Below are 24,523 nucleotides of genomic sequence, written 5' to 3' on the forward strand. Positions count from 1 at the left end.
GGTACGGTCACGGGCACCTCAAGGGCTCAGGATTCAGCAGTCAGGAGAAGGAGAGGGACACCGAGCCGAGCCCGGTGAACTCGGCGGTGTAGGTCCGCCCGGCGGTCACGTCCACGGCGCGGGTGCAGGACCCGGGCAGGACCAGGTGGCCCTTGCGCAGCGGCACTCCGAAGCGGGCGACGGTCCGCGCCAGCCAGGCCACGGACTCGGCGGGATCCCCGAGCACGGCGTCGCTGCGTCCGCTCGCGAGGAGTTCGCCGCCGCTGGTCAGCGTGGCTTCGACGGCCTTCAGGTCCACCTCGCGCGGGTCGACGCCCGCTCCGATGACGTACCCGGCGGAGGAGGCGTTGTCGGCGATGGTGTCGGCGATGGTGATCCGCCAGTCGGCGATCCGGCTGTCGATGAGTTCCAGGGCCGGAACGACCCGCTCGGTGGCGGCCAGTACGTCGGCCACGGTGCAGCCCTCGCCCGGCAGGTCGGCGCCGAGCACGAAGCCGACCTCGACCTCGACGCGGGGCGCGCAGTAGGCGGCCGCGGGGACCGGGACGTCCTCGTGTAGCTCCATCGCGTCGAGCAGGTGCCCGTAGTCGGGTTCGTCGACGCCCATCATGGCCTGCATGACGGGGGACGAGAGCCCGACTTTGTGCCCGGTGACGCGGGCGCCGGCGCTGTGGACGCGGTGGCGGATGTTGAGGAGCTGGATCTCGTACGCGTCCTGCGCGCCGATCCCCTCGAACAGCTCGACCAGCGGCCGCACCGGCCTGCGTCGCGCCTCCGCCCCTCGCAGCACCTCGGCTGCCTCGCGCCGGAGCTGGTCGTTCAGCATGGGGTCCTCCCGGCTGCGGTGGTGTGGTGCGGCAGACGGTAGGCGGGGGCCGGGCGGCAGCGGGAGGGCGTGTTCCCGCTGAGCGGGAACGGGTGCGGGCCGGGACCCTTTGAGGTCCCGGCCCGCGTGTACGGCTGGGTGTCCGGCTGTGTCCAGGCCTACCGCGCCCCGTACACCGGCTGCGGGCGCTGCGACTCCGCGAGGAGTTTCGCCGCGGCCTCTCCCGCCTCCGACGGAGTCCACCGCGCGCCCCGGTCCGTCGTCGGGCCCGGCCGCCAGCCCTCCATCACCGTGATGCGGCCGCCCTCCGTCTCGAAGACGCGGCCGGTGACCCCGGCCGAGGCGTCGGAGCCGAGCCACACCACCAGGGGGGACACGTTTTCGGGGGCCATCGCGTCGAAGTCCCCCTCCCCCGGGGCGGCCATGGTGTCCGCGAAGGCCTGTTCCGTCATCCGGGTCCGCGCGGCCGGGGCGATCGCGTTGACCTGGACCCCGTAGCGGCCCATCTCCGCCGCCGACACCAGGGTCAAGCCGAGGATCCCGGCCTTGGCGGCGCTGTAGTTGCCCTGGCCGACCGAGCCGAGCAGGCCGGCGCCCGAGGAGGTGTTGATCACCCGGGCCGCCACCTGGCGGCCCTCCTTCGCCTGTGCCCGCCAGTACGCGGCCGCGTGCTTCAGCGGCAGGAAGTGCCCCTTCAGGTGCACCCGCATGACCGCGTCCCAGTCGTCCTCGTCCAGGTTGACGAGCATCCGGTCGCGCAGGAACCCGGCGTTGTTGACGAGGGTGTCCAGCCGTCCGAACGTCGAGACGGCCGTCTCGACCAGCGAAGCGGCCCCTTCCGAGGTGGCGATGTCACCGCCGTGCGCGACCGCTTCCCCGCCCATCGCCCGGATCTCGGCGACCACCTGCGCGGCCGGACCGTCCGGTCCCGGCAGCCCGTCCAGCCCGACGCCCAGGTCGTTGACCACGATCCGCGCCCCTTCCGCGGCGAAGGCCAGCGCGTGGGCCCGGCCCAGCCCGCGCCCGGCGCCCGTCACGATGACCACACGGCCTTCGGCAAGTCCCATGTCAGCTCTCCTTCTCGAGGTTGTTCGCATCGTTCGCATCGTTCGGACCGCCGGCCTTGTCCGGACCGTCCGCCTTGTTCGCGGTCGCCGCGTCCAGGAACGCCGGCCGCTCACCGCCCCCGTGGACGAGCAGGCTCGCCCCGCTCACGTATCCCGCCCGGTCGGAGGCCAGGAACACGGCCGCCTCGCCCACGTCCGAGGGCTCCGCCAGCCGCCCCAGCGGTACGGTCGCGCCGACCGCGGCGATCCCGCTCTCGTCGCCGTAGTGCAGGTGTGAGAGCTCGGTCCGCACCATGCCCAGGACCAGCGAGTTGACCCGTACCTCGGGCGCCCATTCCACGGCCATGGAGCGGGCCAGGTTCTCCAGCCCCGCCTTCGCCGCCCCGTAGGCAGCCGTGCCCGGCGAGGGGCGGGTTCCGCTGACGCTGCCGATCATCACGATCGAGCCCCGCGTCTCCCGGAGCCAGGGGTAGGCGGCGACCGAGGCGGTCATCGGGGCGATCAGGTTGAGCTCGACGACCCGCGCGTGGCGCTGCGCCTCGCCCTCCCCCAGGAGCCGGTACGGGGTTCCGCCGGCGTTGTTGACCAGGCAGTCGAGCCGCCCGTGGCAGCCGGCGACCGCGCCGATGAACTCCTGTACGGCCGCCGGATCGCGCAGGTCCACCGAGGCGAAGGAGGCCTTGCGGCCGGCCTCCTCCACCGGTTGTTCCGGCGGCCGGCGTGCGCAGACGACGACTTCGGCCCCCGCCGCAAGGAACGACCGCGCGATCCCGGCGCCGACGCCCCGGGTTCCGCCGGTGACGACGACAACCCTCCCGTTGAGCTCCATCGGCTGCTACCTTCCTCACCTAACAAATGTTTGGTGGAAAGGTAGCTGATCCGCTCATGGGTGTCTCCACCTCAAGCCCCGACAAGGGCATCGCACTCGTCACAGTCGACTTCCCGCCCGTCAACGCACTGCCCGTGCAGGGCTGGTACGACCTGGCCGACGCCCTGCGCGCGGCCGGCCGCGACCCGGAGGTCCGGTGCGTGGTCCTCGCCGCCGAGGGCCGCGGCTTCAACGCCGGCGTCGACATCAAGGAGATGCAGCGCGATACCGGCCACGCCTCGCTCATCGGCGCCAACCGCGGCTGCTACGAGGCCTTCGCCGCCGTCTACGAGTGCGAGGTACCGGTCGTGGCGGCCGTGAACGGCTTCTGCCTCGGCGGCGGGATCGGCCTGGTCGGCAACGCCGACGCCGTCGTCGCCTCCGAGGACGCCACCTTCGGGCTGCCGGAGCTGGACCGGGGCGCCCTCGGGGCCGCCACCCATCTGGCCCGGCTCGTCCCGCAGCACCTGATGCGGACCCTGTACTACACCTCGCGCACCGCGACCGCCGCCGAACTGCACGCGCACGGCTCCGTGTGGAAGGTGGTCCCGCCGGGCGAACTGCGGGCGGCCGCCCTGGAGCTGGCCGCCGAGATCGCGAAGAAGGACGGGTACCTCATCCGGCTCGCCAAGGCGGCCATCAACGGCATCGACCCCGTGGACGTGCGCCGCAGCTACCGCTTCGAGCAGGGCTTCACCTTCGAGGCCAACCTCAGCGGCGTGGCCGACCGGGTCCGCGACACCTTCAAAAGCAGCGGGGCGAGCGAAGCAGAGGCGGAATCGGCATGACCGACAAGAGCATGACCCCCGACGAGGTGGTCGGCCGGCTGCGCAGCGGGATGACCGTCGGCATCGGCGGCTGGGGTTCGCGGCGCAAGCCCATGGCCCTGGTGCGCGCACTGCTCCGCTCCGAGATCACCGATCTCACCGTGATCTCCTACGGCGGCCCCGACGTCGGCCTGCTCGCCGCGGCCGGCCGGATCCGCAGGCTGGTCACCCCCTTCGTCACCCTCGACTCCATTCCCTTGGAGCCGCACTACCGGGCCGCCCGCGAGCGCGGCGCCTTCGCCCTCACCGAGCTCGACGAGGCCATGTTCATGTGGGGCCTGCACGCGGCCGTCAACCGGATGCCCTTCCTCCCCGTCCGCGCCGGCCTCGGCTCGGACGTCATGCGGGTCAACCCCGAGCTGCGCACCGTCACCTCCCCGTACGCCGACGGAGAGGAGTTCGTGGCGGTCCCCGCCCTGCGCATGGACGCCGCCCTGGTCCACCTCAACCGCGCCGACCGGCTCGGCAACGCCCAGTACCTGGGCCCCGACCCGTACTTCGACGACCTCTTCTGCGAGGCCGCCGACGCCGCCTACGTCTCCTGCGAGCAGCTCGTCGAGACCGCCGAACTCTCCAAGTCCGGCCCCCCGCAGTCCCTGCTCGTCAGCCGGCACTCGGTCACCGGGGTCGTGGAGACCCCGAACGGCGCGCACTTCACCTCCTGCGCCCCCGACTACGGCCGCGACGAGGCCTTCCAGAAGCTGTACGCGACCACCCCCTGGACCGAGTTCGCCGAGCGTTTCCTCTCCGGCGGCAGCGAGCACGCCTACCAGTCCGCCGTCCAGGCCTGGCACGAGGAGCAGAAGTGAGCAGCCCGACCACCACCCCCTCCGCCACCGCCGCCGTCACCCGCGCCGAGTACTGCGTGATCGCCTGCGCCGAGGCCTGGCGGGACAACGGCGAGGTACTGGCCAGCCCGATGGGCCTGGTTCCCTCCTTCGGGGCCCGGCTGGCGAAGCGGACCTTCTCCCCCGACCTGCTGCTGACCGACGGCGAGGCGATGCTGGTCGGGCTCGACGGCTCGGCCGAGGGCTGGCTCCCGTACCGCCGCCACCTGACGATGGTCACCGGTGGCCGTCGGCACGTGATGATGGGCGCCAGCCAGATCGACCGGTTCGGCAACCAGAACATCTCCTGCATCGGGGACTGGGCGCAGCCGGCCCGCCAGCTCCTCGGGGTGCGCGGCGCTCCGGTGAACACCTTGAACAATCCGGTGAGCTACTGGATCCCCAAGCACTCCACCCGGGTGTTCGTCGAGCGCGTCGACATGGTGAGCGGCGTGGGCTACGACCGTGCCGAGGCGGCCGGGGTGACCCGCTTCCACCGGCTGCCCCGGGTGGTCAGCGATCTCGGCGTATTCGATTTCAGCGGCCCGGACCACGCCATGCACCTGGTCTCCCTGCACCCCGGGGTCACGGTGGAACAGCTCCGGGCGGCCACCGGATTCGAGCTCGACATCCCCCAGGAGGTCCCGTACACCCGGGAGCCGACGCCGCAGGAGCTGCGGCTGATCCGTGAGGTCATCGACCCCAAGGGCCTGCGCGACCGGGAAGTGCGGGTCTGAGCTGATGGAGACGGCATTCACCAAGCTGGTCGGGGTCGAGCATCCGATCGTGCAGACGGGCATGGGCTGGGTGGCGGGTCCGCGCCTGGTGTCGGGGGCGGCGGGCGCGGGCGCGCTCGGCATCCTGGCCTCGGCGACCATGACGATGGAGCAGCTGCGGGCGGCGGTCCACGAGGTCAAGTCCCGTACGGACGCCCCCTTCGGGGTCAATCTGCGCGCGGACGCCGGGGACGCGGCCGAACGGGCGCAGCTGATCATCGACGAGGGCGTCCGGGTGGCCTCCTTCGCGCTGGCCCCGTCCAAGGAGCTGATCGCCCGGCTCAAGGACGCGGGCGTGGTCGTGATCCCCTCGATCGGGGCCCGCCGGCACGCCGAGAAGGTCGCGGCGTGGGGCGCCGACGCGGTGATCGTGCAGGGCGGCGAGGGCGGCGGGCACACCGGGGACGTGGCCACGACCGTGCTGCTGCCACAGGTGGTCGACGCGGTGGACATCCCGGTGATCGCGGCGGGCGGGTTCAGCGACGGCCGCGGCCTGGTCGCGGCGCTCTCCTACGGGGCCGCGGGCATCGCCATGGGCACCCGGTTCCTGCTGACCTCGGATTCGACCGTGCCGGACGCGGTGAAGGCCGAGTACCTGAAGGCGGGCGTCAAGGACGTCACCGTCACCACGGCCGTGGACGGGCTCCCGCACCGGATGCTGCGCAGCGAGCTGGTTGCCTCCCTGGAACGGTCCGGGCGGACCAAGGCCCTGGCCAAGGCGGTGCGGCACGCGGCCGGTTTCAAGAAGCTGTCGGGTCTGACCTGGGCGGAGATGATCCGCGACGGCCTCGCGATGAAACACGGCAAGGACCTGTCCTGGAGCCAGGTGCTGCTCGCCGCGAACACCCCCATGCTCCTCAAGGCGTCCATGGTCGAGGGCCGTACGGACCTCGGCGTCATGGCATCGGGCCAGGTCGCGGGCGTGATCGAGGATCTGCCGTCCTGTGCGGAGCTCGTCACCCGCGTCATGGCCGAGGCGCACGCCGTCCTGGAACGGCTGCACGGCCTCACTCCCCCACACCACATCCCCCCTCACCTGCTCGGCACCCTGCCACCACCAGGGTGATCCCCCTTCTCCGCTACAGGAGTTGCCCCAGATGAGCCGTCCCAGAATCCGCCTGGCGACCGCGGTGCTCGCTTCCGCCCTCGCCATCGGGACCCTGCCCGCCGCCGCGTACGCCGCGCCCTCGGACAGTGCCTTCTCCTCGCGTCACCACGCGCACACGCAGTCGGCGGACACGATCCGCCAGATCCCCCTCCAGGGCGCCGTCAACGTCCGCGACCTCGGCGGCTACCGCACCTGGACCGGAGGCCGGGTCCGTCAGGGACTCGTCTACCGCTCCGACGCACTGGGCAAGCTGACCGCCGCCGACACCACCGCCGTCGCCGGTCTGGGCCTGGGGAAGGTCGTCGATTTCCGCATCCCGCTGGAGGTCCAGTACGACGGGGCCGACAAGCTGCCCGCCGGTCTGGCCTCCACCGCCCGCCCGGTCAGCGACCTCGGCCTGTTCGGGACGCTGATGACCGCGATAGGCAGCGGTGATCCCGTGAAGCAGGAGCAGATGCTCGGCGGCGGCCGCGCCGAGGCGTACATGCGCGACATCTACCGCGCCTTCGTGACCAACCCCGAGAACAGGGCGCAGTTCGCGACCACCCTCCGCGAGATCGCCGACGGCAACCAGGGCCCGCTGCTCTACCACTGCACCTCGGGCAAGGACCGGACGGGCTGGATGAGCTACCTGCTGCTGAGCGCCCTGGCGGTTCCGCAGGACACGGCCGAGGGCGACTACCTGGCCTCGAACACCTTCCGCGCGACGTACGACGCCCAGGTGCGGGCGGGCCTGAAGGCATCCGGCCGGATGCAGAACCCCGATCTGCTGATCCCGCTCCAGGAGGTCCGCCAGGACTACCTGGACGCGGCGACCACGCAGATGGAGGCCGACTACGGCAGCCTCTACGGCTACCTCACCGACGGCCTCGGCCTGGACCTGCGGACCCTGGCGAAGCTCCAGGCGAAGATGGTCCGCTAGGCACCTGGAAACGGCACCGCACCTGAACACAGCACCGCACCTGAAAACGGCACTGCGCCGGGCGGCAAAGGCCGCCCGGCGCAGTGTTCGATCTTAGATTTTCGGTACGTCGTCGCAGGTCAGGCGGACCGGCGACGGCCCTGGCCGGCGCCACCCACCCGGCTGCGCGCCGAGGCGGCGGCCGCACCACCGGAGGCGGCGCCCCCGGTACGACGGCTGCGCTCGCCGGAACCGCCCGCGGAGCCGCCCTGTCCACCCTGGCCGCCCTGGCCACGGCGGGCCTGACCGGACCCGGAGGCCGGAGCCTGCCCGCCGCCGGCGCCACCGCCGCTGCGACGGCCGCGGCCGCCACCGGCGGCCGGAGCCGCGCCCGTGCCGGAGCCGGTACGCGGTGCGCCCGAGCGACGGCGTGCGCCGGAGCCCGAGCCGCCGCCGGCCTGGCCGGTGGGACGCTGGCGCGGCGGGGTCGCCTGCGGCACATCCAGCACGACCGGGATGCCCGAGGGCTCCTTGGCGCCGGTGAGGCGTGCGAGCTCCGCGTCGGAGGACTTGATCTGCGCGGTGCGCGGGGAGATCCCGGCGTCCGACATCAGGCGGGTCATGTCGCGCTTCTGGTCCGGCAGGACCAGGGTGACGACGCTGCCGGACTCACCGGCGCGGGCGGTACGGCCGCCGCGGTGCAGGTAGTCCTTGTGGTCGACCGGCGGGTCCACGTTCACGACGAGGTCGAGGTCGTCGATGTGGATGCCGCGCGCGGCCACGTTGGTGGCGACCAGCGCGGTGACCTCGCCCGTCTTGAACCAGTCGAGGGTCCGGTTGCGCTGCGGCTGCGAGCGGCCGCCGTGCAGGCCGGAAGCACGGACGCCGTCGGCGAGGAGCTTCTTGACCATGCGGTCGACCCCGCGCTTGGTGTCGACGAACATGATCACCCGACCGTCACGAGCAGCTATACGCGTGGCCACGGCCTTCTTGTCGGTCTCGTCCATGACGTACAGGACGTGGTGCTCCATCGTGCTGACCGCACCGGCGGACGGGTCGACGGAGAAGGCGACCGGGTCGTGCAGGAACATCTTGACGAGCTTGTCGATGTTCTTGTCGAGGGTCGCCGAGAACAGCATGGTCTGGCCCTCGGGCTCGACCTGCTTGAGCAGGGCGGTGACCTGCGGCATGAAGCCCATGTCGGTCATCTGGTCGGCCTCGTCGAGGACCGTGATGGAGACCTGCGAGAGGTCGGCGTCACCGCGGTCGATGAGGTCCTTCAGACGGCCGGGGGTGGCGACGAGCACCTCGCAGCCGCGACGCAGGAGGCCGACCTGCCGGTTGATCGACATGCCGCCGACGACGGTCGCGATGCGCAGGTTGACGGCCGTGGCGTACGGGGCCAGGGCGTCGGTGACCTGCTGCGCGAGCTCACGGGTCGGTACGAGGACCAGCGCGAGCGGCTGCTTCGGCTGCGCGCGGCGGCCGGCGGTACGGGCGAGCATCGCCAGGCCGAAGGCCAGCGTCTTGCCGGAGCCGGTGCGGCCGCGGCCGAGCAGGTCACGGCCGACGAGGCTGTTCGGGATGGTCGCGGACTGGATCGGGAACGGCGAGGTGACGCCCTGGGCGGCGAGGGTCTTCAGCAGCGCCTCGGGCATGTCCATGTCCTCGAACGCGTCCACCGGCGGCAGGGCCGGGGTCAGCGGGTCGGGCATGGTGAATTCTTGGGGCCTGGCTACGGGGGCGAACTTCTGCCGTCCCGCGCCAGCCTTCGGACGTCCCTGGGCCGCACCTCGACCCCGGGTGGGGCGGCGGCTGGGTCGTGCGGAGCTGGAGCTGGTCATGCGAGAAAGCCCTCCTGAAACCGGCAGGTACTACTGAGAAATCTACAAACGGGTCGAAACAGCAGACAAGCCGGGGCCCGCACCGACTCGGTGCGGACCCCGGCGTGCTGACTGCCTTAGGCGGGGAGGATGTTCTCCGCCTGGGGGCCCTTCTGGCCCTGGGTGACGTCGAAGGACACGCGCTGGCCCTCGTTGAGCTCACGGAAGCCCTGGGTGGCGATGTTCGAGTAGTGGGCGAAGACGTCCGGGCCGCCACCGTCCTGCTCGATGAAGCCGAAGCCCTTTTCCGAGTTGAACCACTTCACGGTGCCAAGTGCCATTTTTGAATCTCCTGAATAGGCGGCAAAGGGCCCCATCCGGAGATTCCGGCAAAACAATAAAAGCGCCTGTCGGAGCATTCCCGTCAGGCGCACATAAAGTTCATGGGTACCACAACTGCAACGAGCTCTAAGCTAGCACACGTCGGTCGGGGAGTGTCGCGGAGAGCATGTGACCTCCGTCCCGCACGCTCCCGGCGCGGAGATTCCCGCCCACCTCGGCGAGGGCCCGGCGGAGCCCCGGGATGCCCATCCCGCCCGAGTCGAGGACGATCCTCTCCTCCTGCGGGGCGGTGTTGAGCACGTCGAGGCGGACCGCCCCGTCCTCGGTGTACAGATCCATCCGGACCGCGGAGCCGGGGGCGTACTTGGCGGCGTTGGTGAGCCCTTCGCGGGCGATCCTCAGCAGCAGCCGACCGTCGGCCGCCGGGAAGGAGCCCAGGCCCGGCTGGGTGTGATGGGTGATCTCCATACCGGTGGCCCGCATGTTCCTGGCCAGGGAGCCGAGGAAGCGGCCCACGTCCACGGGGGAGGTGTACGCACGGCTGCCGGCGGGGTCGGTCAGCATGTCCAGACCCTCCCTGACCTCGGCCATCGCGGCCCGGGCCGATTCCTCCACGGCGCCGGCGGCCTCCTGGACGCGGGGGTCCGCCCCGGCGTCCAGGCGCAGCGCGGCGGCCTGCAGCGTGAGGGCGGTGAGGCGGTGGCCCAGGCCGTCGTGGGTGCGCTGGGCCAAACGGGTGCGCTCCTGGACCACGGCCAGGTCCGCCGCCTGGTCCACGGCGGCGTGGGCCTGGCGGGCCCGCTCCCGCAGCGCGGCCATGACGTGCCGGTTGCGGCGCACGGTCTCCCCGTACAGCGCGGGCACGAGGACGGAGCCGAGCACGAAGGAGGCGGGATCGCGCCCCGCGTACCCCGCCGGCAGGAAGAGGTCGCGGGTGGCCACGTAGAAGACGGCCATCAGCAGGACCCCGCCCCAGCGGTGGGCCCGGCCGTACGCGGCCAGGGCGTAGGCGGCGAAGACGAGGGGGCCCCGGTCGTCGGAGACCACGGTCGCGGCGGTGGCCACGAGGGCGGGGATCCAGGGGTGGGACCGGCGCCAGAGCAGGGCGGCCGCCGCGGCCCAGCCGGCGGCGAGGCTGGTGGGGTAATCGGAGGAGAGGCCGAAGCGGTGGACGTCGTGGAGGTTGAGGGAGGTGAGCAGTCCGCAGGCGAGGGCGAGCCCGATGTCGGTGCGGCGGGCACGCACCGGGTCGGGCTCCCCGCCCCTCTCCCCGGTCAGGGTGCGCAGGCCCCGTTCCAGTAGCTGTCCGACGCGACCGGGCACGGCCTGCATGACTCCACCACCCCCGTCGGCGCACATAAGTGCGCAGAACATGCCAAAACGTCCCCTCAGGTTGCCCTCCTTCCGCCGAAGGGGCATCCCGGGGGGACGCGTTGCTCGCGCCGGCTCTCCGTTTACAGGGAGACGCCGCGGCCGTTCAGCCAGGTGACCGGGTTGATGTCGGCGCCGTAGCTGTTGCTGGAGCGGACCTCGAAGTGCAGGTGCGGTCCGGTGGAGTTGCCGGTGTCGCCGGAGCGGCCGATCCGCTCGCCCGCCGAGACGCGCTCGCCTTCGGAGGCGGTCGCCGAGGAGAGGTGGGCGTAGAGGGTGTAGCGGCCGTCGCCGTGCTTGATGACCACGGCGTTGCCGTAGGCGCCCTGCCGGCCGGAGGAGACGACGGTGCCCGCGGCGGCGGCACGGACCTGGGTGCCGGTGGACACCGCGAAGTCGATACCGGTGTGGTAGCCCGCTGCCCAGCCGCCGGCCTGGTGGTAGCGCGCGGAGACGGCGCCGCCGGAGACGGGCAGGGCGCCGTCGGCGTTGCCGCTGGAGCTGCTGGAGCTGCTCTTCGAAGAACTGGAGGAGCTTGAGGAGCTGGACGACTTCGGCGCGGCCGGGGAGCTGTCGGCGGAGCCGCCGGAGCCGGAGCCGTACGCGAGGCGCCGGCCCGGGAGGATCATGTTCGGGTCGGACCCGATGACCGAGCGGTTGTCGGAGTAGAGGGTCTGCCAGCTGACGCCGAGTTCGGAACCGATGGTGCCGAGGGTGTCGCCGCTGACGACCGTGTAGCCGTTCGCGCCCTTGGCCTTCTTCGGGGCGGCCGGGGCCCCGGCGCTCTTCGCCGCGGCGGAGGTGCCGGCGCCCTTGGCGGGGGCCTCGGGGGCCGGACCGCCGCGCTGCAGGCCGGCGAGCTTTCCACAGGAGGGCCAGGCGCCGGGGCCCTGGGTCGCCAGGACCTTCTCGGCGATGGCGATCTGCTGCGCCTTGGTGGCCCGGTTGGCCTGGGGGGCGTACTGCCGGCCGCCGAACTCCGCCCACGTGCCGGAGGAGAACTGGAGGCCGCCGTAGTAGCCGTTGCCGGTGTCGATGCTCCAGTCGTCGGTCGACTCGCACCGGGCGACCTTGTCCCACGTGCCGACCGACGCGGCGGACGCGGGCTGTGCCACCAGACCCACGGCGGCGGGTGCGGCGATACCGGCGACAACGAGACCGGCGAGGCTACGGGCAGACGGGAAAGACATGCGGAGTTCCTGACTTCGGGGACATTGCCAAGGCCGTGCGGTGCGGCGGATAAAGCGGGTGAAGCGAATGAAGTGAATGAAGCGGGTGAAACGAACGCGGCGTTCGGCCTCGGTAACCACCGTCCGGGAAGACAGGGGTTCTCCGAAGTCCCCGAAAGAGGACAAGCGGGAGAGCAAAAGGGGACTGCGGAGGGAGGGTTACCAGGACTTAAGTCCATCTATGCCGGTAATGTCCGCAATAAGACGGGGATTCAGGGGAGGTGGGTCACATGACGATCCGCGTGATGGTGGTCGACGACCAGAGCCTCATACGGTCGGGACTGGTGACCCTGCTCGCGAGCGCGCCCGACATCGAGGTGGTCGCGGAAGCAGCCGACGGGGCCGAGGCCGTGCCGCTGGCCCGCACGTACCGGCCGGACGTGGTGCTGATGGACCTGGTCATGCCGAAGGTCGACGGCACGGATGCCACCTTGCGGTTGCTGCGGCTCCCGGAGCCGCCCCGCGTGCTCGTCCTCACCGGCTACACGGCGGACGACCTGGTCCTGGACGCGCTGCGGGCCGGAGCGGCCGGGTTCCTGCTGAAGGACCTGCGCCCCGAGGAGCTCTTCGCCGGCATCCGCACGGTCGCGGCGGGCGGCAGCGCGCTGGCTCCCGGGGTGATGCGGGTCCTGCTGGAACGGGCGGACTCCCGCACGCGGGCCCCCGACCACACGGAGCAGCTCTCCACCCTGTCCCCCGGCGAGCGGGACGTCCTCGCGCTGGTCGGCGAGGGCCGGACGAACCTGCAGATAGCGCAGGCGCTGCACCTGTCACCGGCGAGCGTGAAGACGTACGTCTCGCGGATCCTGACGCGGCTGGACCTCTCGAACCGGACCCAGGCCGCGATCCTCGCCTACGAAGCGGGGCTGGTCCGGGCCGCCTGACCGCCTGCCAGGGGCAGGGGCTCGCCCTGCGGCAGGGGCTGGCCCGGACGCGTGGAAGCGAAAACAATGACGTCATGACGACGACTCCCCGCTCCCGGGCCCGGTCCTTCGACGGCGCCGCCGCGCTCTACGGGCAGCACCGGCCCGGCTATCCCGAAGCGCTGTACGACACCGTCGAGGAGCTGGCCGGGCGCCGGTTCGCGGGGGCCCGGTGGCCGACGTGGGCGCGGGGACCGGGATCGGGACGGCGCCGATGCGCGCCCGCGGAGCCCGAGTGGTGGCCGTGGAGCCCGGGGACGGAGTTCCGGCGGACCCGGCTGGGTCGCGGAGCAGGGCGAGCGGATCCGTGCCTTCTTCGAGGCCGACGGCCCGGGCGGCAGGGTCGCCGGCGGCGCCGGTGCGGTCGGCGGGACCGCCGCGGCCCTGGGCTTCCGTACCCTCCCGCAGGACCTCGACTCCGGATTCGCCACCGGCCGCGTCCCCTGGTCCCGGCGGATCCCGCTGGCGGCGCACCTGGCGAACCTCGCCAGTCACTCCGCCTTCCTGCTGCTGGGCGAGGCCGGAACAGGTGAGTTCCTCGACGCCGAGCGGGAGCGGCTGAAGCCTGTCTTTCCGGACGGAGTGGTGGAAGAGCCCTACGTGGTGAGCGTCAGCGTGGCCACGATGTGAGACGGCGCGGTGTGGAGTGGCTGCGTCCGCCCCGGTCGCGTGAGGCTGCCGGGCATGTCGTCTTCTCCGCTGTCTCCTGGCGCCCGCGCCTTCTTCCTGGTCAACGAGGGCATCGCGTTCCTCGTGGAGCTCCTGGTCCTGGTCCTGCTGGCCTGGTGGGGTTTCACCCGTGACATCGGATGGGTGGGGTCCATTGCCCTGGCGGTGGCCGCGCCGGCCGCCGCCGCCGTGCTCTGGGGGTTCTTCGCGGCGCCCAAGGCCCGCTTCGCGGTCCCGTACGCCGCCCAGATCGGAGTGAAGGCCGTGGTGTTCGGCGCCGCCGCCCTCGCGCTGTTCGCGCTCGGGCACCGGGTGCCGTCCCTGTGGTTCACGGGGGTCGTCGTCGTGAACACCGCCCTGGCCTCCTACTACCGCCACTACCGCACCCGCCCCTGAAGCACCGCCGCCCGGCACTGTGCGGGGCTCCCCCAGGCGCCCCGCAGCGGGCGGGCCTTGCGCAGCCACAGGGAGAGGTCCAGCTCCTCGGTGTAGCCGACGGCCCCGTGCAGCTGGAGCGCGGTCATGGCGGCCGCGTACGCCGCTTCGCCTGCGGTCAGCTTCGCCGCCGCGATCTCCTCGGGGGCCAGGGAGAGCGCCGCCGCCCAGAGCAGCGGCCGGGCGAACTCCAGGCCCAGCAGGGTGTCGGCGAGCCGGTGCTTCACCGCCTGGAATCCGCCGATGGGGGCGCCGAACTGGGTGCGCTGCTTGGCGTACTCCACCGTGCGCGCGAGGAGGGCCTCTCCGACTCCGATGCACTGGGCGGCGGTCAGCAGCCGGGCCCAGTCGGCGGCGTCCCGGGCCGCCGCGGTGACCGCCGGGCCGGTGGAGAGGAGTTCGCCGCCGCCGTCCGGGAGGGCCAGGCGCCGGGCGGGGTCGGTGGAGGTGCGCAGGGCTCCGGCGCCGGCGGCCAGGCGGAGTTCCCCGGCCGGGGAGACCGTGAAGAGGTGGGTCGCCGCGTCCGCGTCCAGGGCGTACGGGCCCGCGCCGGGCAGGGTGAGGGTGGCCGAGGTCTCCCCCGCCACCAGCCCGGGGAGGAAGCGCTTGGCCAGTGCCTCGTCGCCGAGCCGCGTGAGGAGTACGGCGGCGGCGGCCGTCTCCACCACCGGGCCGGGGACTCCGGCGCGGCCCAGCTCCACGAAGCCGACGGCCAGCTCCAGCGGCATGAGGCCCATGCCCTCGTGGGCCTCGTCGGCCGCGAGGGCGAACAGACCGGTCCCGGCGAGCCGCGCCCACAGGGCCCGGCCGGGCGTGTGGTCGCCCGCGCCCCAGGCCCGTACCGCCGCCGGGACGTCCGAGGCGGCGAGCAGGCCGTGCAGGGTGCGGGCGAAGTCCGACTGCTCTTCGGTCGGCAGGAAGCGCATCAGCGGCGGCCCTTCGGAAGGCCGAGCAGCCGCTCGGCGATGATGTCGCGCTGGATCTCGTTGGTCCCGGCGTAGATGGGCCCGGCGAGGGAGAAGATCCACGGCTCGGCCCATTCCCCGTCGGCGAGTTCCGCGTCGGGGCCCAGCAGGTCGAGGGCGCTCTCGTGCAGGGCGATGTCGTACTGCGACCAGAACACCTTGTTCAGGCTGGACTCGGCGCCGATCGTCTCGCCTGCGGCGAAGCGGGAGGCGTTGGCCCAGGTGAACAGCTGGTAGGCGCGGGCTCCGACCACCGCGTCGGCGACCCGGTCGCGCAGCGCCGTATCGGCCGGGTCCCCCTGGGTCCGCCACAACTCCACGAGGCGGTCGGCGGCGGCGAGGAAGCGGCCCGGGGCGCGCAGGGTGAGTCCGCGCTCGTTGCCGGTGGTCGACATGGCGATCCGCCAGCCCTGTCCGGGTTCCCCGATGACGTCCGCGTCGGGTACGAAGACCTCGTCGAGGAAGAGTTCCGCGAAGGCGGGCTTGCCGTCGAGGCGGCGAAGAGGCCGCACGGTGACCCCGGGGGCGTGCAGGTCGAACATCAGGTAGGTGAGCCCCTGGTGGGGTTTGGGGGCGCCGGGGTCGGTGCGGAAGATACCGAAGGCGCGGTCGGCGAAGGCGGCCCGCGATGACCAGGTCTTCTGGCCGGACAGCAGCCAGCCGCCTTCGGTGCGCACCGCCCGGGACTTGAGGGAGGCGAGGTCGGAGCCGGATTCGGGCTCGGACCAGGCCTGGGCCCAGATGGTCTCCCCACTGGCCATGGAGGGCAGGACGCGGGCGCGCTGTTCGTCCGTGGCGTGGTCGAAGAGGGTGGGGGCGAGCAGGTTGATGCCGTTCTGCGAGACCCGGCCGGGTGCGCCGGCGGCCCAGTACTCCTCCTCGAAGACCAGCCAGTGTTCGATGTCGACGCCGCGGCCGCCGTACTCCTCGGGCCAGGACACCACCGCCCAGCGCGCGGAGTGCAGGAGCTCCTCCCAGGCCCGGTGGGCGGCGAAGCCCTCGCGGGTCTCCAGGGAGGGGAGGGGGGTGGCGGGCACGTGGGCGGCCAGCCAGTCGCGCGCCTCGGCCCGGAAGGCCTCCACGTCCGCCGAATGGTTCAGGTCCATCAGCTGTTCGCCTCCTTCATCGCGGAGCCCTTCATAGTGGATACGTCCATTCCGCCGAGCGAGTCCGCCGCCGTCTCGGCGTTGTGGGCGTGCGCGAGGTGGTGCAGGCCGAAGACGGAGTCCATGCCGGTGTGCAGGCCCTGGAGGTCCTCGGCCTGGTTGACGGCCCGCTTGGTGAGGGCGAGTCCGAATCCGGGCATCTCGGCGATCCGCAGGGCGAGCCGCTCGGTGGCGTCGGCCAGTTCGGCCCGCTCGACGACCCGGTTGACCATGCCGACCTCGTAGGCGCGGCGGGCGGTCATGCGGTCGCCGGTGTAGAGGAATTCCTTGGCGATGCGCGGGGGCATCGCCCAGGGGTGGGCGAAGTACTCGACGCCCGGGATGCCCATGCGGACGACGGGGTCCGCGAAGAAGGCGTCCTCGCTGGCCACGATCAGGTCGCAGACCCAGGCGAGCATCAGCCCGCCGGCCACGCACGCGCCGTGGACGGAGGCGATGACGGGCTTGGGCAGTTCGCGCCAGCGCCGGCACATGCCGAGGTAGACCTCGGATTCGCGGGCGAAGCGGGATTCTGCGCCGGAGCGCTGGGAGTGGTCCCACCAGAGGCCGGCCCGGCGTTCGAAGGGCAGGTGCGCGTCGCGGTCCGGGGTGCCGATGTCGTGGCCCGCCGAGAAGTGCTCGCCCGCCCCGGCCAGGACGACGGCCTTGACCCCGGGATCATCGGCGGCGCGGTAGAAGGCGTCGTCGAGGGCGTAGGTCATCGCGCTGTTCTGGGCGTTGCGGTACCGGGGACGGTTCATGGTCACGTACGCGACCGGGCCGCGGCGCTCGTAGAGCACCGGCGCCTCGGCGGCGGTGCCGTCGGGGGCGTCGGGCATCCGGCTTCCATCCTTCACGGGGCTTCCCACCTTCACGAGCTTCCCTAACAAGTGTTTGGTAGGTTAACGTACGGCCATGAGCAGCGTCGAGGAGTTCCGCACCGAGGTTCGGAGTTGGCTGAGGGACCACCTCACCGGCGAGTTCGCCGCCCTCAAGGGCCGCGGCGGACCGGGCCGGGAACACGAGGCCTTCGCCGAACGCCTCGCCTGGGAACGGCACATGGCCGACCACGGCTGGACCTGCGTGGGCTGGCCCGTCGAGTACGGCGGCCGCGGCGCGAGCACCGGGCAGCAGATCGCCTTCCACGAGGAGTACGCCCTCGCCGACGCCCCCGCGCGCGTGAACCACATCGGCGAGCAGCTGCTCGGCCCGACCCTCATCGCACACGGCACCGAGGAGCAGCGGCGCCGCTTCCTGCCGCCCATCCGGGCCGTGGAGGAACTGTGGTGCCAGGGCTACAGCGAGCCCGACGCCGGCTCGGACCTGGCGAACATCCGCACCCGGGCCGCCCTGGTGGACGGCGCGTGGGTGGTGGACGGCCAGAAGATCTGGACCTCCCTGGCCCACGAATCGCAGTGGTGCTTCGTCGTCGCCCGCACCGAGCCGGGCTCCCGCCGGCACGCGGGACTGTCCTACCTCCTGGTCCCGATGGACCAGCCCGGGGTCGAGGTCCGGCCCATCGTCCAGCTGACCGGCACCTCCGAGTTCAACGAGGTCTTCTTCGACGGGGCCCGCGCCGACGCCGCCCACGTCGTCGGCGCGCCCGGCGAGGGCTGGGCCGTCGCCATGGCCACCCTCGGCTTCGAGCGCGGCGTCTCCACCCTCGGCCAGCAGGTCGGCTTCCGCCGCGAGCTCGAAGACCTGGCCGCCCTGGCCCGGCGGAGCGGCCGGGCGGCCGATCCGCTGATCCGCGACCGGCTGGTCCGGGCCTGGATCGGCCTGGAGACCATGCGCGCCTCCGCGCTGCGGCCCGGCGTCGCCCCGTCCACGGCCAAGCTGTACTGGTCCCGCTGGCACCGGGAGCTCGGCGAACTCGCCATGGAGGTGTGCGGAGCCTCCTCGCTCCTCGCGGCCGGGACGCACGGGGACCCGTACGACCTCGACGACTGGCAGCGGCTCTTCCTCTTCTCCCGCTCCGACACCATCTACGCGGGCTCCGACGAGATCCAGCGCACCATCGTCGCCGAGCGGATCCTCGGCCTTCCCAAGGAGGTACGGGCGTGAACGCTCCCCGCAACGCACCCGAGTACGTGGCCGGGCACGGGCTGCTGGCGGGCCGGACCGCCGTCATCACCGCCGCCGCCGGGGCCGGCATCGGCGGGGCCACCGCCCGCCGCTTCCTGGAGGAGGGAGCCCGCATCCTCATCGGGGACGCGCACGCGCGGCGCCTGAAGGAGAGCGAGGAGGCGCTGGCCGCGGAGTTCGGCGCGGACCGCGTCGCCTCCCTGCCCTGCGACGTCACCGACGAGGAGCAGGTCAACGCCCTCTTCGCGCTCGCCGAACACATCCACGGCCGCCTCGACGTGGTCGTCAACAACGCCGGGCTCGGCGGCACCGCGAACCTCGTCGACATGACCGACGACCAGTGGTCCCGCGTCCTCGACGTGACACTGAACGGCACCTTCCGCTGCACCCGCGCCGCGATGCGCTCGATGCGGGACTCCACCGTCGGCGGGGTGATCGTCAACAACGCCTCCGTCATCGGCTGGCGCGCCCAGACCGGGCAGGCCCACTACGCCGCCGCCAAGGCCGGGGTGATGGCACTGACCCGCTGCGCGGCGCTGGAGGCGGCGGAGTTCGGCGTACGGATCAACGCGGTCGCGCCGAGCCTGGCCATGCATCCGCACCTGGTGAAGGTCACCAGTGCGGAGCTGCTCGCCGAACTCACCGCCCGCGAGGCCTTCGGCCGCTACGCCGAGCCCTGGGAGGTCGCCAACGTCATCGTGTTCCTGGCCAGCGGCTACTCGTCGTACATGACGGGCGAGACCGTGTCGGTCAGCAGTCAGCACGCGTAGGCCGGCGTATGACCAGAATGGGCGCGTGCCAACGAACAAGCCGACAGCCCAGAAGAAGTCCCCGGTGACGGCGTCTCCCGAACGCCGCCGCGAACTCCTCGACACCGCCGCCGAGGTCTTCGCCGCCCAGGGATACAACGCCACCACGGTCCGCAAGATCGCCGACGCCGCCGGAATGCTCGCCGGCAGCCTCTACTACCACTTCGATTCCAAGGAATCGATGCTCGACGAGATCCTCTCCGCCTTCCTGACCGAGCTGTGGGAGGGGTACGACACCGTCCTCGCCGCCGGTCTCGGACCCAGGGAGACCATCGAGGCCCTCGTCACCGAATCGTTCCGGGAGATCGACCGGCACCGCGCCGCGGTCGCCATCTACCAGAAGGAATCCCGGCACCTGTCGGTCCAGCCCCGCTTCCACTACCTCTCCGACTCGCAGGTCAAGTTCGAGAAGGCGTGGCTGGGGACGCTGGAGCGCGGGGTCGCGGCCGAGGTCTTCCGCGCCGACCTGGACATCCGCCTCACCTACCGCTTCGTGCGCGACACGGTGTGGGTGGCGGCGTCCTGGTACCGGCCGGGCGGCCAGCACAGCCCCGAGGAGATCGCCCGCCAGTACCTGTCGATGGTCCTGGACGGCATCGCCACACGTACGTAACCCCACACATCCCTGAGGAGTCCCGATGCCCGAGGCCTACATAGTCGAAGCGGTACGCACCCCCGTGGGCCGGCGCAAGGGGGGCCTGTCCGAGGTCCACCCCGCCGACCTGGGGGCGCACGTCCTCAAGGCCCTCGTCGAACGGTCCGGGATCGACCCGTCGGCCGTGGAGGACGTGGTGTTCGGCTGCCTCGACACGGTGGGGCCGCAGGCCGGCGACATCGCCCGGACCGCCTGGCTGGCGGCAGGACTCCCCGAGGAGGTCCCGGGCGTCACCATCGACCGGCAGTGCGGATCCTCGCAGCAGGCCGTCCACTTCGCGGCGCAGGGCGTCATGTCCGGCACCCAGGACCTGGTGGTCGCGGGCGGCACCCAGAACATGTCGATGATCCCGATCGCCTTCGCCTCCCGGCAGGCGGCGGAGCCGCTGGGCTTCACCGAGGGCCCCTACCTGGGGTCGGCGGGGTGGCGGGCCCGGTACGGGGACTCGCCCGTCAACCAGTTCTACGGCGCCCAGCTGATCGCGGAGAAATGGGGCATCTCCCGGCGGGACATGGAGGAGTTCGCCCTGCGCTCCCACGAGCGGGCGCTGCGCGCCATCGACGAGGGCCGCTTCGAGCGGGAGATCGTGCCGTACGGCTCGGTGGCGGTGGACGAGGGCCCGCGGCGGGACACGAGCCTGGAGAAGATGGCGGGACTCAAGCCCGTCATGGAGGGCGGCACGATCACGGCAGCGGTCTCCTCCCAGGTCTCGGACGGCGCGGCGGCGATGCTGCTGGCCTCCGAACGGGCCGTACGGGAACACGGGCTGCGCCCGCGGGCCCGCATCCACCACCTGTCGGTCCGCGGCGAGGACCCGATCCGCATGCTGTCGGCGCCGATCCCGGCGACGGCGTACGCACTGAAGAAGACCGGCATGTCCCTCTCGGACATCGACCTGGTCGAGATCAACGAGGCCTTCGCCCCGGTGGCCCTGGCCTGGCTGAAGGAAACGGGCGCGGACCCCGCGCGGGTCAACGTCAACGGCGGCGCGATCGCGCTGGGCCATCCGCTGGGCGCGACGGGCGTCAAGCTGATGACGACCCTCCTGCACGAACTGGAGCGCACGGGCGGCCGCTTCGGCCTCCAGACCATGTGCGAGGGCGGCGGCCAGGCCAACGTGACAATCATCGAGCGGCTCTAGCCCGCGCGCCAGCCCGCCGGGGGCTCGCCGGCACCGGGCCTGCCCGGAGTACGCGAGCCCGGAGCCCGCGAGTCGGCGAGCCGCAGTTGGCTGATGCTCGCCCTGGGCACCGGCGGCCAGACCGCCAGCACGACGGTGCTCTACGGGCTGCCCTACCAGCACGGCGGTCGCCGAGTACGCCGGCGGCGACTGGGCGGGCCGCGCCGACGGCGGACCGGGTCAAGACCTGAGGTCCGGCCCGGCGGGCCGCCGGCCCACCCCTGGAACGCACGCTTCAGGTGGTGGGGCGGCGGCGCGACAGCCGGGTCAGGGAGACCGTCTGGATCAGGACCGGGACGCCGGTCGCGGCCTCCCAGAACACCGGTTCCGCCGGAGGTGTGCGGCTCCACTGCCAGGCCGGGCCGCGCGGGTCCACGAGGACCGGCAGGCCGTCGTTGCCGCCCGCGCCGCCGCCCGCCGGGAGGGGGCCCAGGTCCCGGCCCGATTCCGTACGCAGGTGTCCGCCGGCCTCCACCACCCGTTCCACCCGGCCGTTCGCGCGCAGCGCGTGGTCGTCCCAGGCGTAGCTTCCGCACAGGGCGATCAGCACCGCGCCCGTCGCGAGCAGCGTCCGGTGGACGAAGCCGGTTTCGGTGCCGTTCGGTACCCCTGACACGAACGCGAACAGTGCCAGCAGTACCGGCAGCCAGTGCGGTTCGGGTCCGCGCATCATCATGACGGCGGTGAACTCCGCCGCGAGTGCGAGGGAGTTGCGTACCACAGCGCCGCGGACCGATATCGACATGCGCACATCATGCCGGGGACATCCGGGTGCGTACCGGCCGGGGCGGGGCCAACGATCCTCTCAAGGGCTGGGCCCCAGCACAGAGGTAGTGCGCCTACACGGCATGGAGGAGGACGCCGGTTCGAACCCGGCCGCCCAGCCCCCTTCTTACGTCGCGGCCGTCGCCGCCAGCCACGCCCCGGCCGCCCCGATCGCCGCCGCCGAGGCCGGGAGCGGCAGGCCCAGGAACCCGTGGAAGACCCCGGGGACCAGGTGGACGGCGCAGTCCACGCCCGCACCGCCCAGCCGGCGCCCGTAGGCGAGGCCCTCGTCGCGCAGGATGTCGCAGTCCGCCAGGACGAGCAGCGTGCGGGGCAGTCCCGACAGGTCGGGGGCCCGCAGCGGGGAGACGTGGGGGTGGTCCGGGTCGCCGCCGTACTGGTCCCAGTACCAGGCCATGTGGGCCGCGGTGTGGAAGTGGCCCTCCGCGAACTCGGACACCGAGGGGGAGCCCGTCGACGAGGCGGAGGCGTCCAGGGGCGGGTAGAACAGCAGCTGGCCGGCGACGAGTCCGGGGGCCCTCAGGGCCGTCACGGCCGCGAGGTTGCCTCCGCTGGAGTCCCCGGCGACGACCAGCCGTGCGGGGTCGCAGCCCAGTTCGGCGGCCCGTGCCCGGGCCCACAGCAGCACCGTCAGCGCGTCGTCGGGCGCCGCCGGCCACGGGTGTTCGGGGGCGAGGCGGTAGTCCGCGGAGACCACCACCGTGCCCGAGGCCGCGGCCAGCGACCGGCACAGCGCGTCGTGGCTGTCCAGCCCGCACATCACCCAGCCCCCGCCGTGGAAGAACACCGTCAGCGGGCGGCCCTCGGCGCCCGGCGCCGGATCGTAGACGCGGACCGGGACTCCGTCCGCGACCGCGTCCCGTACGGAGGCCACCGCCGCGCCCCCCGGGGAACCGGCCGCGGCGGCCCTGAGGGCCGCCGCGTCGCCCGGTCCGGGGAAGGCCGCCGCCATCGCGTCGCACAGCCGGCGCGCCGCCGGGGACAGGGAATCGGCGCCGCTCATCGCGCGGTCATCCCCCCGTCGACCGTGAACTCCGAGCCCGTGATGTAGGAGGAGGCGTCCGAGCAGAGGAAGAGGACCAGCTCCCCGACCTCCTCGGGCCGTCCGATCCGCCCCAGCGGCACGTGCGACCAGTCCCGCCCCGCGACCGCCTCGCTGACCATCGGGGTGTCGATCGCCCCCGGATGCACGGAGTTGATCCTGATCCGGTCCCCCGCCAGGTCCAGCGCCGCCGACTTCGTCAGCCCGCGCAGCCCGAACTTGGTCGATCCGTACGCCGCGTGGCCCGGGATGCCGACCAGTCCGGCGGTGGAGGAGACGTTGACGATCGAGCCGCCTCCCTGGTCGCGCAGGACGGGGGCCACCGCCTGGATGCCGAGGAACGGGCCGAGCAGGTTGACCCGTAGCAGTGCTTCGAACTCCTCGAGGCCCTGGCGTTCGACGTGGGCCGTGCGCCACAGTGCGGCGTTGTTGACCAGGGCCGAGACCGTGCCGAAGGCGCGTAGGGCCTCGCGGACCACCTCCGCCCAGCTGTCGGCGTCGGCCACGTCGTGGCGTACGTAGATCCCCTGGTCGCCGAGCGAGGCGGCGACCTCGCGGCCCTCCTCCTCCCGGACGTCGGTGACCACGACCCGCGCTCCGGCCTCGGCGCACAGCCGGGCCTCGGCCGCGCCCTGGCCGCGGCCGGCGCCGGTGATGACGACGACCTTGCCGTCGAGACGGACGGATCCGCCGGAACCCTCGCCCACGGGTCAGCCCTCCACTGCGCGGAAGTGCGGGATGACGCTCTCGCCCCACTGGCGGATGGTCTCCATACACGCCTCCTGCGGGACGGTACCCATCTGGATCAGGCACATGACCTCGTCCACGCCGATCTCGCGCAGCTGCTCCACGTAGGCGATGGCGGTCTGGGCGTTGCCGTAGGCGTGCTCGGCGTTGTAGGTGCCCGTGTCGACGGGGCGGGCCGGGATGTTCGCCTCGTGGAGCTTGGCGACGAGCTCCTCGCGGCCCTTGTCCAGCGCGGCCATGTGCTCCTCGGCGGTCTCGTCCTCGGAGTAGCCCGTCGGCTCGGGGGCGTTCCCGTACCAGTGCGCGATGGACTCGGCGAAGAAGCGCTGGCCGCGGGTGCCCAGGCGCAGTGCGCGCTCGGCGTCGTCGAGGACGATGGTGGGGCAGAGCGCGGAGAGGTGGTCGTTGACCTCGGTGGAGACGAAGCGGTCCCCGCTGCGGGTGGCGATCGCCTCGTCGTAGACCTTGCGCATCACGCGGACGTCGTCGGCGCCGGCGAAGCCCATCACGAGTGCTCCGATGCCCAGTTCGGCGGCGAGTTTGAGGGTGTCGTGCTTGGAGCAGGCCATGAAGAGCGGCGGGTGCGGGTCCTGGACCGGGCGGGGCAGGATCGCGCCGGGGCCGATGTCGATGGAGCCGTGCCACTCGAACTTCTCCTCGCGCCACGCGGAGGAGAAGATCCGCAGCGCTTCTTCCATCTGCGGGTAGGTGTCCTCGGGGTGCACCCCGTACATGGACATCTCCTGGCGGGTGGCGCCGCGTCCGGCGCCGATGTCCACGCGGCCGCCGGAGAGCACGTCGAGCATGGCGGCGCGTTCGGCGACGCGGACGGGGTGCTGGTAGCCGAAGGGCATGGTGACGACGCCGTGGCCGATGCGGATCTTCTCGGTCCGGGCGGCGACCCAGGTCAGGAAGATCTCGGAGGCGCTCATGTGGGCGTACTGGGTCAGGGAGTGGTGCTCGACGGCCCAGATCCGGTCGAAGCCCATCTCCTCGGCGAACACGGCCTGTTCGACGCAGTCGTGGATGACCTGGCGTTCACGTTCGGGGGTCGGGTCGACGAGCTGCGCCTCGAAGATCATCGAGAACTTCACGGGGAACCTCCCAGCCGTGCGGC

At 72.4% G+C, this 24,523-nt stretch carries 25 protein-coding genes and 1 tRNA gene; 12 read left to right on the forward strand and 14 right to left on the reverse strand.

Translation table 11 applies throughout. The annotated features are described in order from the left end of the window. Positions 1–40 precede the first annotated feature (40 nt). The 3 genes from OTB20_RS33700 to OTB20_RS33710 form a co-directional block, all read right to left on the reverse strand. The gene (locus tag OTB20_RS33700) at positions 41–826 is read right to left on the reverse strand and encodes a 2-keto-4-pentenoate hydratase (protein ID WP_267823424.1); all 786 of its coding nucleotides are present in this window, start codon (positions 824–826) and stop codon (positions 41–43) included. Positions 827–984: 158 nt separating this feature from the next. After that, positions 985–1,893 carry an SDR family oxidoreductase gene (locus tag OTB20_RS33705; RefSeq protein WP_267823426.1) on the reverse strand — a complete coding sequence of 303 codons (909 nt, stop codon included), beginning with the start codon at positions 1,891–1,893 and terminating at the stop codon, positions 985–987. A gap of 1 nt (position 1,894) precedes the next feature. Then, positions 1,895–2,722: an SDR family oxidoreductase gene (locus tag OTB20_RS33710; RefSeq protein ID WP_267823427.1), complete on the reverse strand. Its 828-nt coding sequence runs from the start codon at positions 2,720–2,722 to the stop codon at positions 1,895–1,897. Between the two features lie 56 nt (positions 2,723–2,778). Here OTB20_RS33710 and OTB20_RS33715 point away from each other — a divergent pair, with 56 nt between their 5' ends. Genes OTB20_RS33715 through OTB20_RS33735 form a run of 5 tightly spaced genes read left to right on the forward strand, consistent with a single transcriptional unit; the run spans position 2,779 to position 7,221 of the window. Then, a complete protein-coding gene (locus OTB20_RS33715; RefSeq protein WP_267823428.1) occupies positions 2,779–3,549 on the forward strand; it encodes an enoyl-CoA hydratase family protein in 771 nt (256 codons plus the stop codon). Next, complete coding sequence (locus OTB20_RS33720; RefSeq protein ID WP_267823430.1) at positions 3,546–4,397, forward strand: CoA transferase subunit A; 852 nt, start codon at positions 3,546–3,548, stop codon at positions 4,395–4,397. The genes OTB20_RS33715 and OTB20_RS33720 overlap by 4 nt, the downstream gene beginning before the upstream one ends. Then, entirely contained in the window at positions 4,394–5,152 is a 759-nt protein-coding gene (locus OTB20_RS33725; protein ID WP_267823431.1) for a CoA-transferase subunit beta, read from the forward strand. Before OTB20_RS33720 ends, OTB20_RS33725 begins: the two co-directional genes overlap by 4 nt. A gap of 4 nt (positions 5,153–5,156) precedes the next feature. Further along, positions 5,157–6,257 carry an NAD(P)H-dependent flavin oxidoreductase gene (locus OTB20_RS33730; protein WP_267823433.1) on the forward strand — a complete coding sequence of 367 codons (1,101 nt, stop codon included), beginning with the start codon at positions 5,157–5,159 and terminating at the stop codon, positions 6,255–6,257. Positions 6,258–6,288: 31 nt separating this feature from the next. Beyond that, on the forward strand, positions 6,289–7,221 hold the full coding sequence (locus tag OTB20_RS33735; protein ID WP_267823435.1) for a tyrosine-protein phosphatase: 933 nt from the start codon (positions 6,289–6,291) through the stop codon (positions 7,219–7,221). A 119-nt stretch (positions 7,222–7,340) separates the two neighbouring features. Here OTB20_RS33735 and OTB20_RS33740 read toward each other — a convergent pair whose 3' ends face one another. The 4 genes from OTB20_RS33740 to OTB20_RS33755 all read right to left on the reverse strand — a co-directional run bounded on the left by OTB20_RS33740 (position 7,341) and on the right by OTB20_RS33755 (position 11,926). Next, positions 7,341–9,044 (reverse strand): DEAD/DEAH box helicase, encoded by a 1,704-nt coding sequence (locus OTB20_RS33740; RefSeq protein WP_267823437.1) that lies wholly within the window; start codon positions 9,042–9,044, stop codon positions 7,341–7,343. Between the two features lie 116 nt (positions 9,045–9,160). Next, positions 9,161–9,364, reverse strand: coding sequence for a cold-shock protein (locus OTB20_RS33745; protein ID WP_112447913.1), 204 nt, complete (start codon positions 9,362–9,364; stop codon positions 9,161–9,163). 127 nt (positions 9,365–9,491) lie between these two features. Further along, the gene (locus tag OTB20_RS33750) at positions 9,492–10,739 is read right to left on the reverse strand and encodes a sensor histidine kinase (protein ID WP_267823439.1); all 1,248 of its coding nucleotides are present in this window, start codon (positions 10,737–10,739) and stop codon (positions 9,492–9,494) included. 80 nt (positions 10,740–10,819) lie between these two features. Then, positions 10,820–11,926, reverse strand: a complete 1,107-nt coding sequence (locus OTB20_RS33755; RefSeq protein ID WP_324290449.1) for a peptidoglycan DD-metalloendopeptidase family protein — start codon at positions 11,924–11,926, stop codon at positions 10,820–10,822. 269 nt (positions 11,927–12,195) lie between these two features. Between OTB20_RS33755 and OTB20_RS33765 the strand changes: the two genes are divergently transcribed. Together OTB20_RS33765 and OTB20_RS33770 are read left to right on the forward strand one after the other, a co-directional pair. After that, positions 12,196–12,849 (forward strand): response regulator, encoded by a 654-nt coding sequence (locus OTB20_RS33765; protein ID WP_267823441.1) that lies wholly within the window; start codon positions 12,196–12,198, stop codon positions 12,847–12,849. 723 nt (positions 12,850–13,572) lie between these two features. Continuing rightward, entirely contained in the window at positions 13,573–13,953 is a 381-nt protein-coding gene (locus OTB20_RS33770; protein ID WP_267823443.1) for a YrdB family protein, read from the forward strand. On the opposite strand, the gene OTB20_RS33775 is transcribed toward OTB20_RS33770, so the two are convergent. The 3 genes from OTB20_RS33775 to OTB20_RS33785 are packed head-to-tail and all read right to left on the reverse strand — an operon-like array spanning position 13,935 to position 16,941. After that, the gene (locus tag OTB20_RS33775) at positions 13,935–14,918 is read right to left on the reverse strand and encodes an acyl-CoA dehydrogenase family protein (RefSeq protein ID WP_267823444.1); all 984 of its coding nucleotides are present in this window, start codon (positions 14,916–14,918) and stop codon (positions 13,935–13,937) included. The two genes, OTB20_RS33770 and OTB20_RS33775, sit on opposite strands and share 19 nt — an antisense overlap. After that, positions 14,918–16,063: an acyl-CoA dehydrogenase family protein gene (locus tag OTB20_RS33780; RefSeq protein ID WP_267755092.1), complete on the reverse strand. Its 1,146-nt coding sequence runs from the start codon at positions 16,061–16,063 to the stop codon at positions 14,918–14,920. The genes OTB20_RS33775 and OTB20_RS33780 overlap by 1 nt, the downstream gene beginning before the upstream one ends. Continuing rightward, positions 16,063–16,941: an enoyl-CoA hydratase gene (locus OTB20_RS33785; RefSeq protein ID WP_267823446.1), complete on the reverse strand. Its 879-nt coding sequence runs from the start codon at positions 16,939–16,941 to the stop codon at positions 16,063–16,065. Before OTB20_RS33785 ends, OTB20_RS33780 begins: the two co-directional genes overlap by 1 nt. A gap of 76 nt (positions 16,942–17,017) precedes the next feature. Here OTB20_RS33785 and OTB20_RS33790 point away from each other — a divergent pair, with 76 nt between their 5' ends. From OTB20_RS33790 to OTB20_RS33805, 4 genes are read left to right on the forward strand one after another with little or no spacing between them, the layout of a single operon-like run. Beyond that, positions 17,018–18,166, forward strand: a complete 1,149-nt coding sequence (locus OTB20_RS33790) for an acyl-CoA dehydrogenase family protein (RefSeq protein WP_267823448.1) — start codon at positions 17,018–17,020, stop codon at positions 18,164–18,166. After that, positions 18,163–18,957 carry an SDR family oxidoreductase gene (locus OTB20_RS33795; protein ID WP_267823450.1) on the forward strand — a complete coding sequence of 265 codons (795 nt, stop codon included), beginning with the start codon at positions 18,163–18,165 and terminating at the stop codon, positions 18,955–18,957. Before OTB20_RS33790 ends, OTB20_RS33795 begins: the two co-directional genes overlap by 4 nt. Positions 18,958–18,982: 25 nt before the next feature. After that, positions 18,983–19,609, forward strand: coding sequence for a TetR/AcrR family transcriptional regulator (locus OTB20_RS33800; protein WP_267755099.1), 627 nt, complete (start codon positions 18,983–18,985; stop codon positions 19,607–19,609). 25 nt (positions 19,610–19,634) lie between these two features. Continuing rightward, complete coding sequence (locus tag OTB20_RS33805) at positions 19,635–20,792, forward strand: acetyl-CoA C-acetyltransferase (RefSeq protein ID WP_267755100.1); 1,158 nt, start codon at positions 19,635–19,637, stop codon at positions 20,790–20,792. A gap of 274 nt (positions 20,793–21,066) precedes the next feature. Here the strand turns inward: OTB20_RS33805 and OTB20_RS33810 are convergent, their stop codons facing one another. After that, positions 21,067–21,576, reverse strand: coding sequence for a hypothetical protein (locus OTB20_RS33810; protein ID WP_267823452.1), 510 nt, complete (start codon positions 21,574–21,576; stop codon positions 21,067–21,069). A gap of 65 nt (positions 21,577–21,641) precedes the next feature. Between OTB20_RS33810 and OTB20_RS33815 the strand changes: the two genes are divergently transcribed. Beyond that, a tRNA-Ala gene (locus OTB20_RS33815) sits at positions 21,642–21,718 on the forward strand. 5 nt (positions 21,719–21,723) lie between these two features. Here the strand turns inward: OTB20_RS33815 and OTB20_RS33820 are convergent. The 3 genes from OTB20_RS33820 to OTB20_RS33830 are packed head-to-tail and all read right to left on the reverse strand — an operon-like array spanning position 21,724 to position 24,500. Further along, positions 21,724–22,620: an alpha/beta hydrolase gene (locus OTB20_RS33820; protein ID WP_267823454.1), complete on the reverse strand. Its 897-nt coding sequence runs from the start codon at positions 22,618–22,620 to the stop codon at positions 21,724–21,726. Next, on the reverse strand, positions 22,617–23,366 hold the full coding sequence (locus OTB20_RS33825) for an SDR family NAD(P)-dependent oxidoreductase (protein ID WP_267823455.1): 750 nt from the start codon (positions 23,364–23,366) through the stop codon (positions 22,617–22,619). Before OTB20_RS33825 ends, OTB20_RS33820 begins: the two co-directional genes overlap by 4 nt. A gap of 3 nt (positions 23,367–23,369) precedes the next feature. Next, complete coding sequence (locus tag OTB20_RS33830; protein ID WP_267823456.1) at positions 23,370–24,500, reverse strand: LLM class flavin-dependent oxidoreductase; 1,131 nt, start codon at positions 24,498–24,500, stop codon at positions 23,370–23,372. Between the last annotated feature and the right edge of the window lie 23 nt (positions 24,501–24,523).

This window comes from Streptomyces sp. H27-H1, assembly GCF_026627445.1.
In the GTDB taxonomy this organism is placed as follows: Bacteria; Actinomycetota; Actinomycetes; order Streptomycetales; family Streptomycetaceae; genus Streptomyces.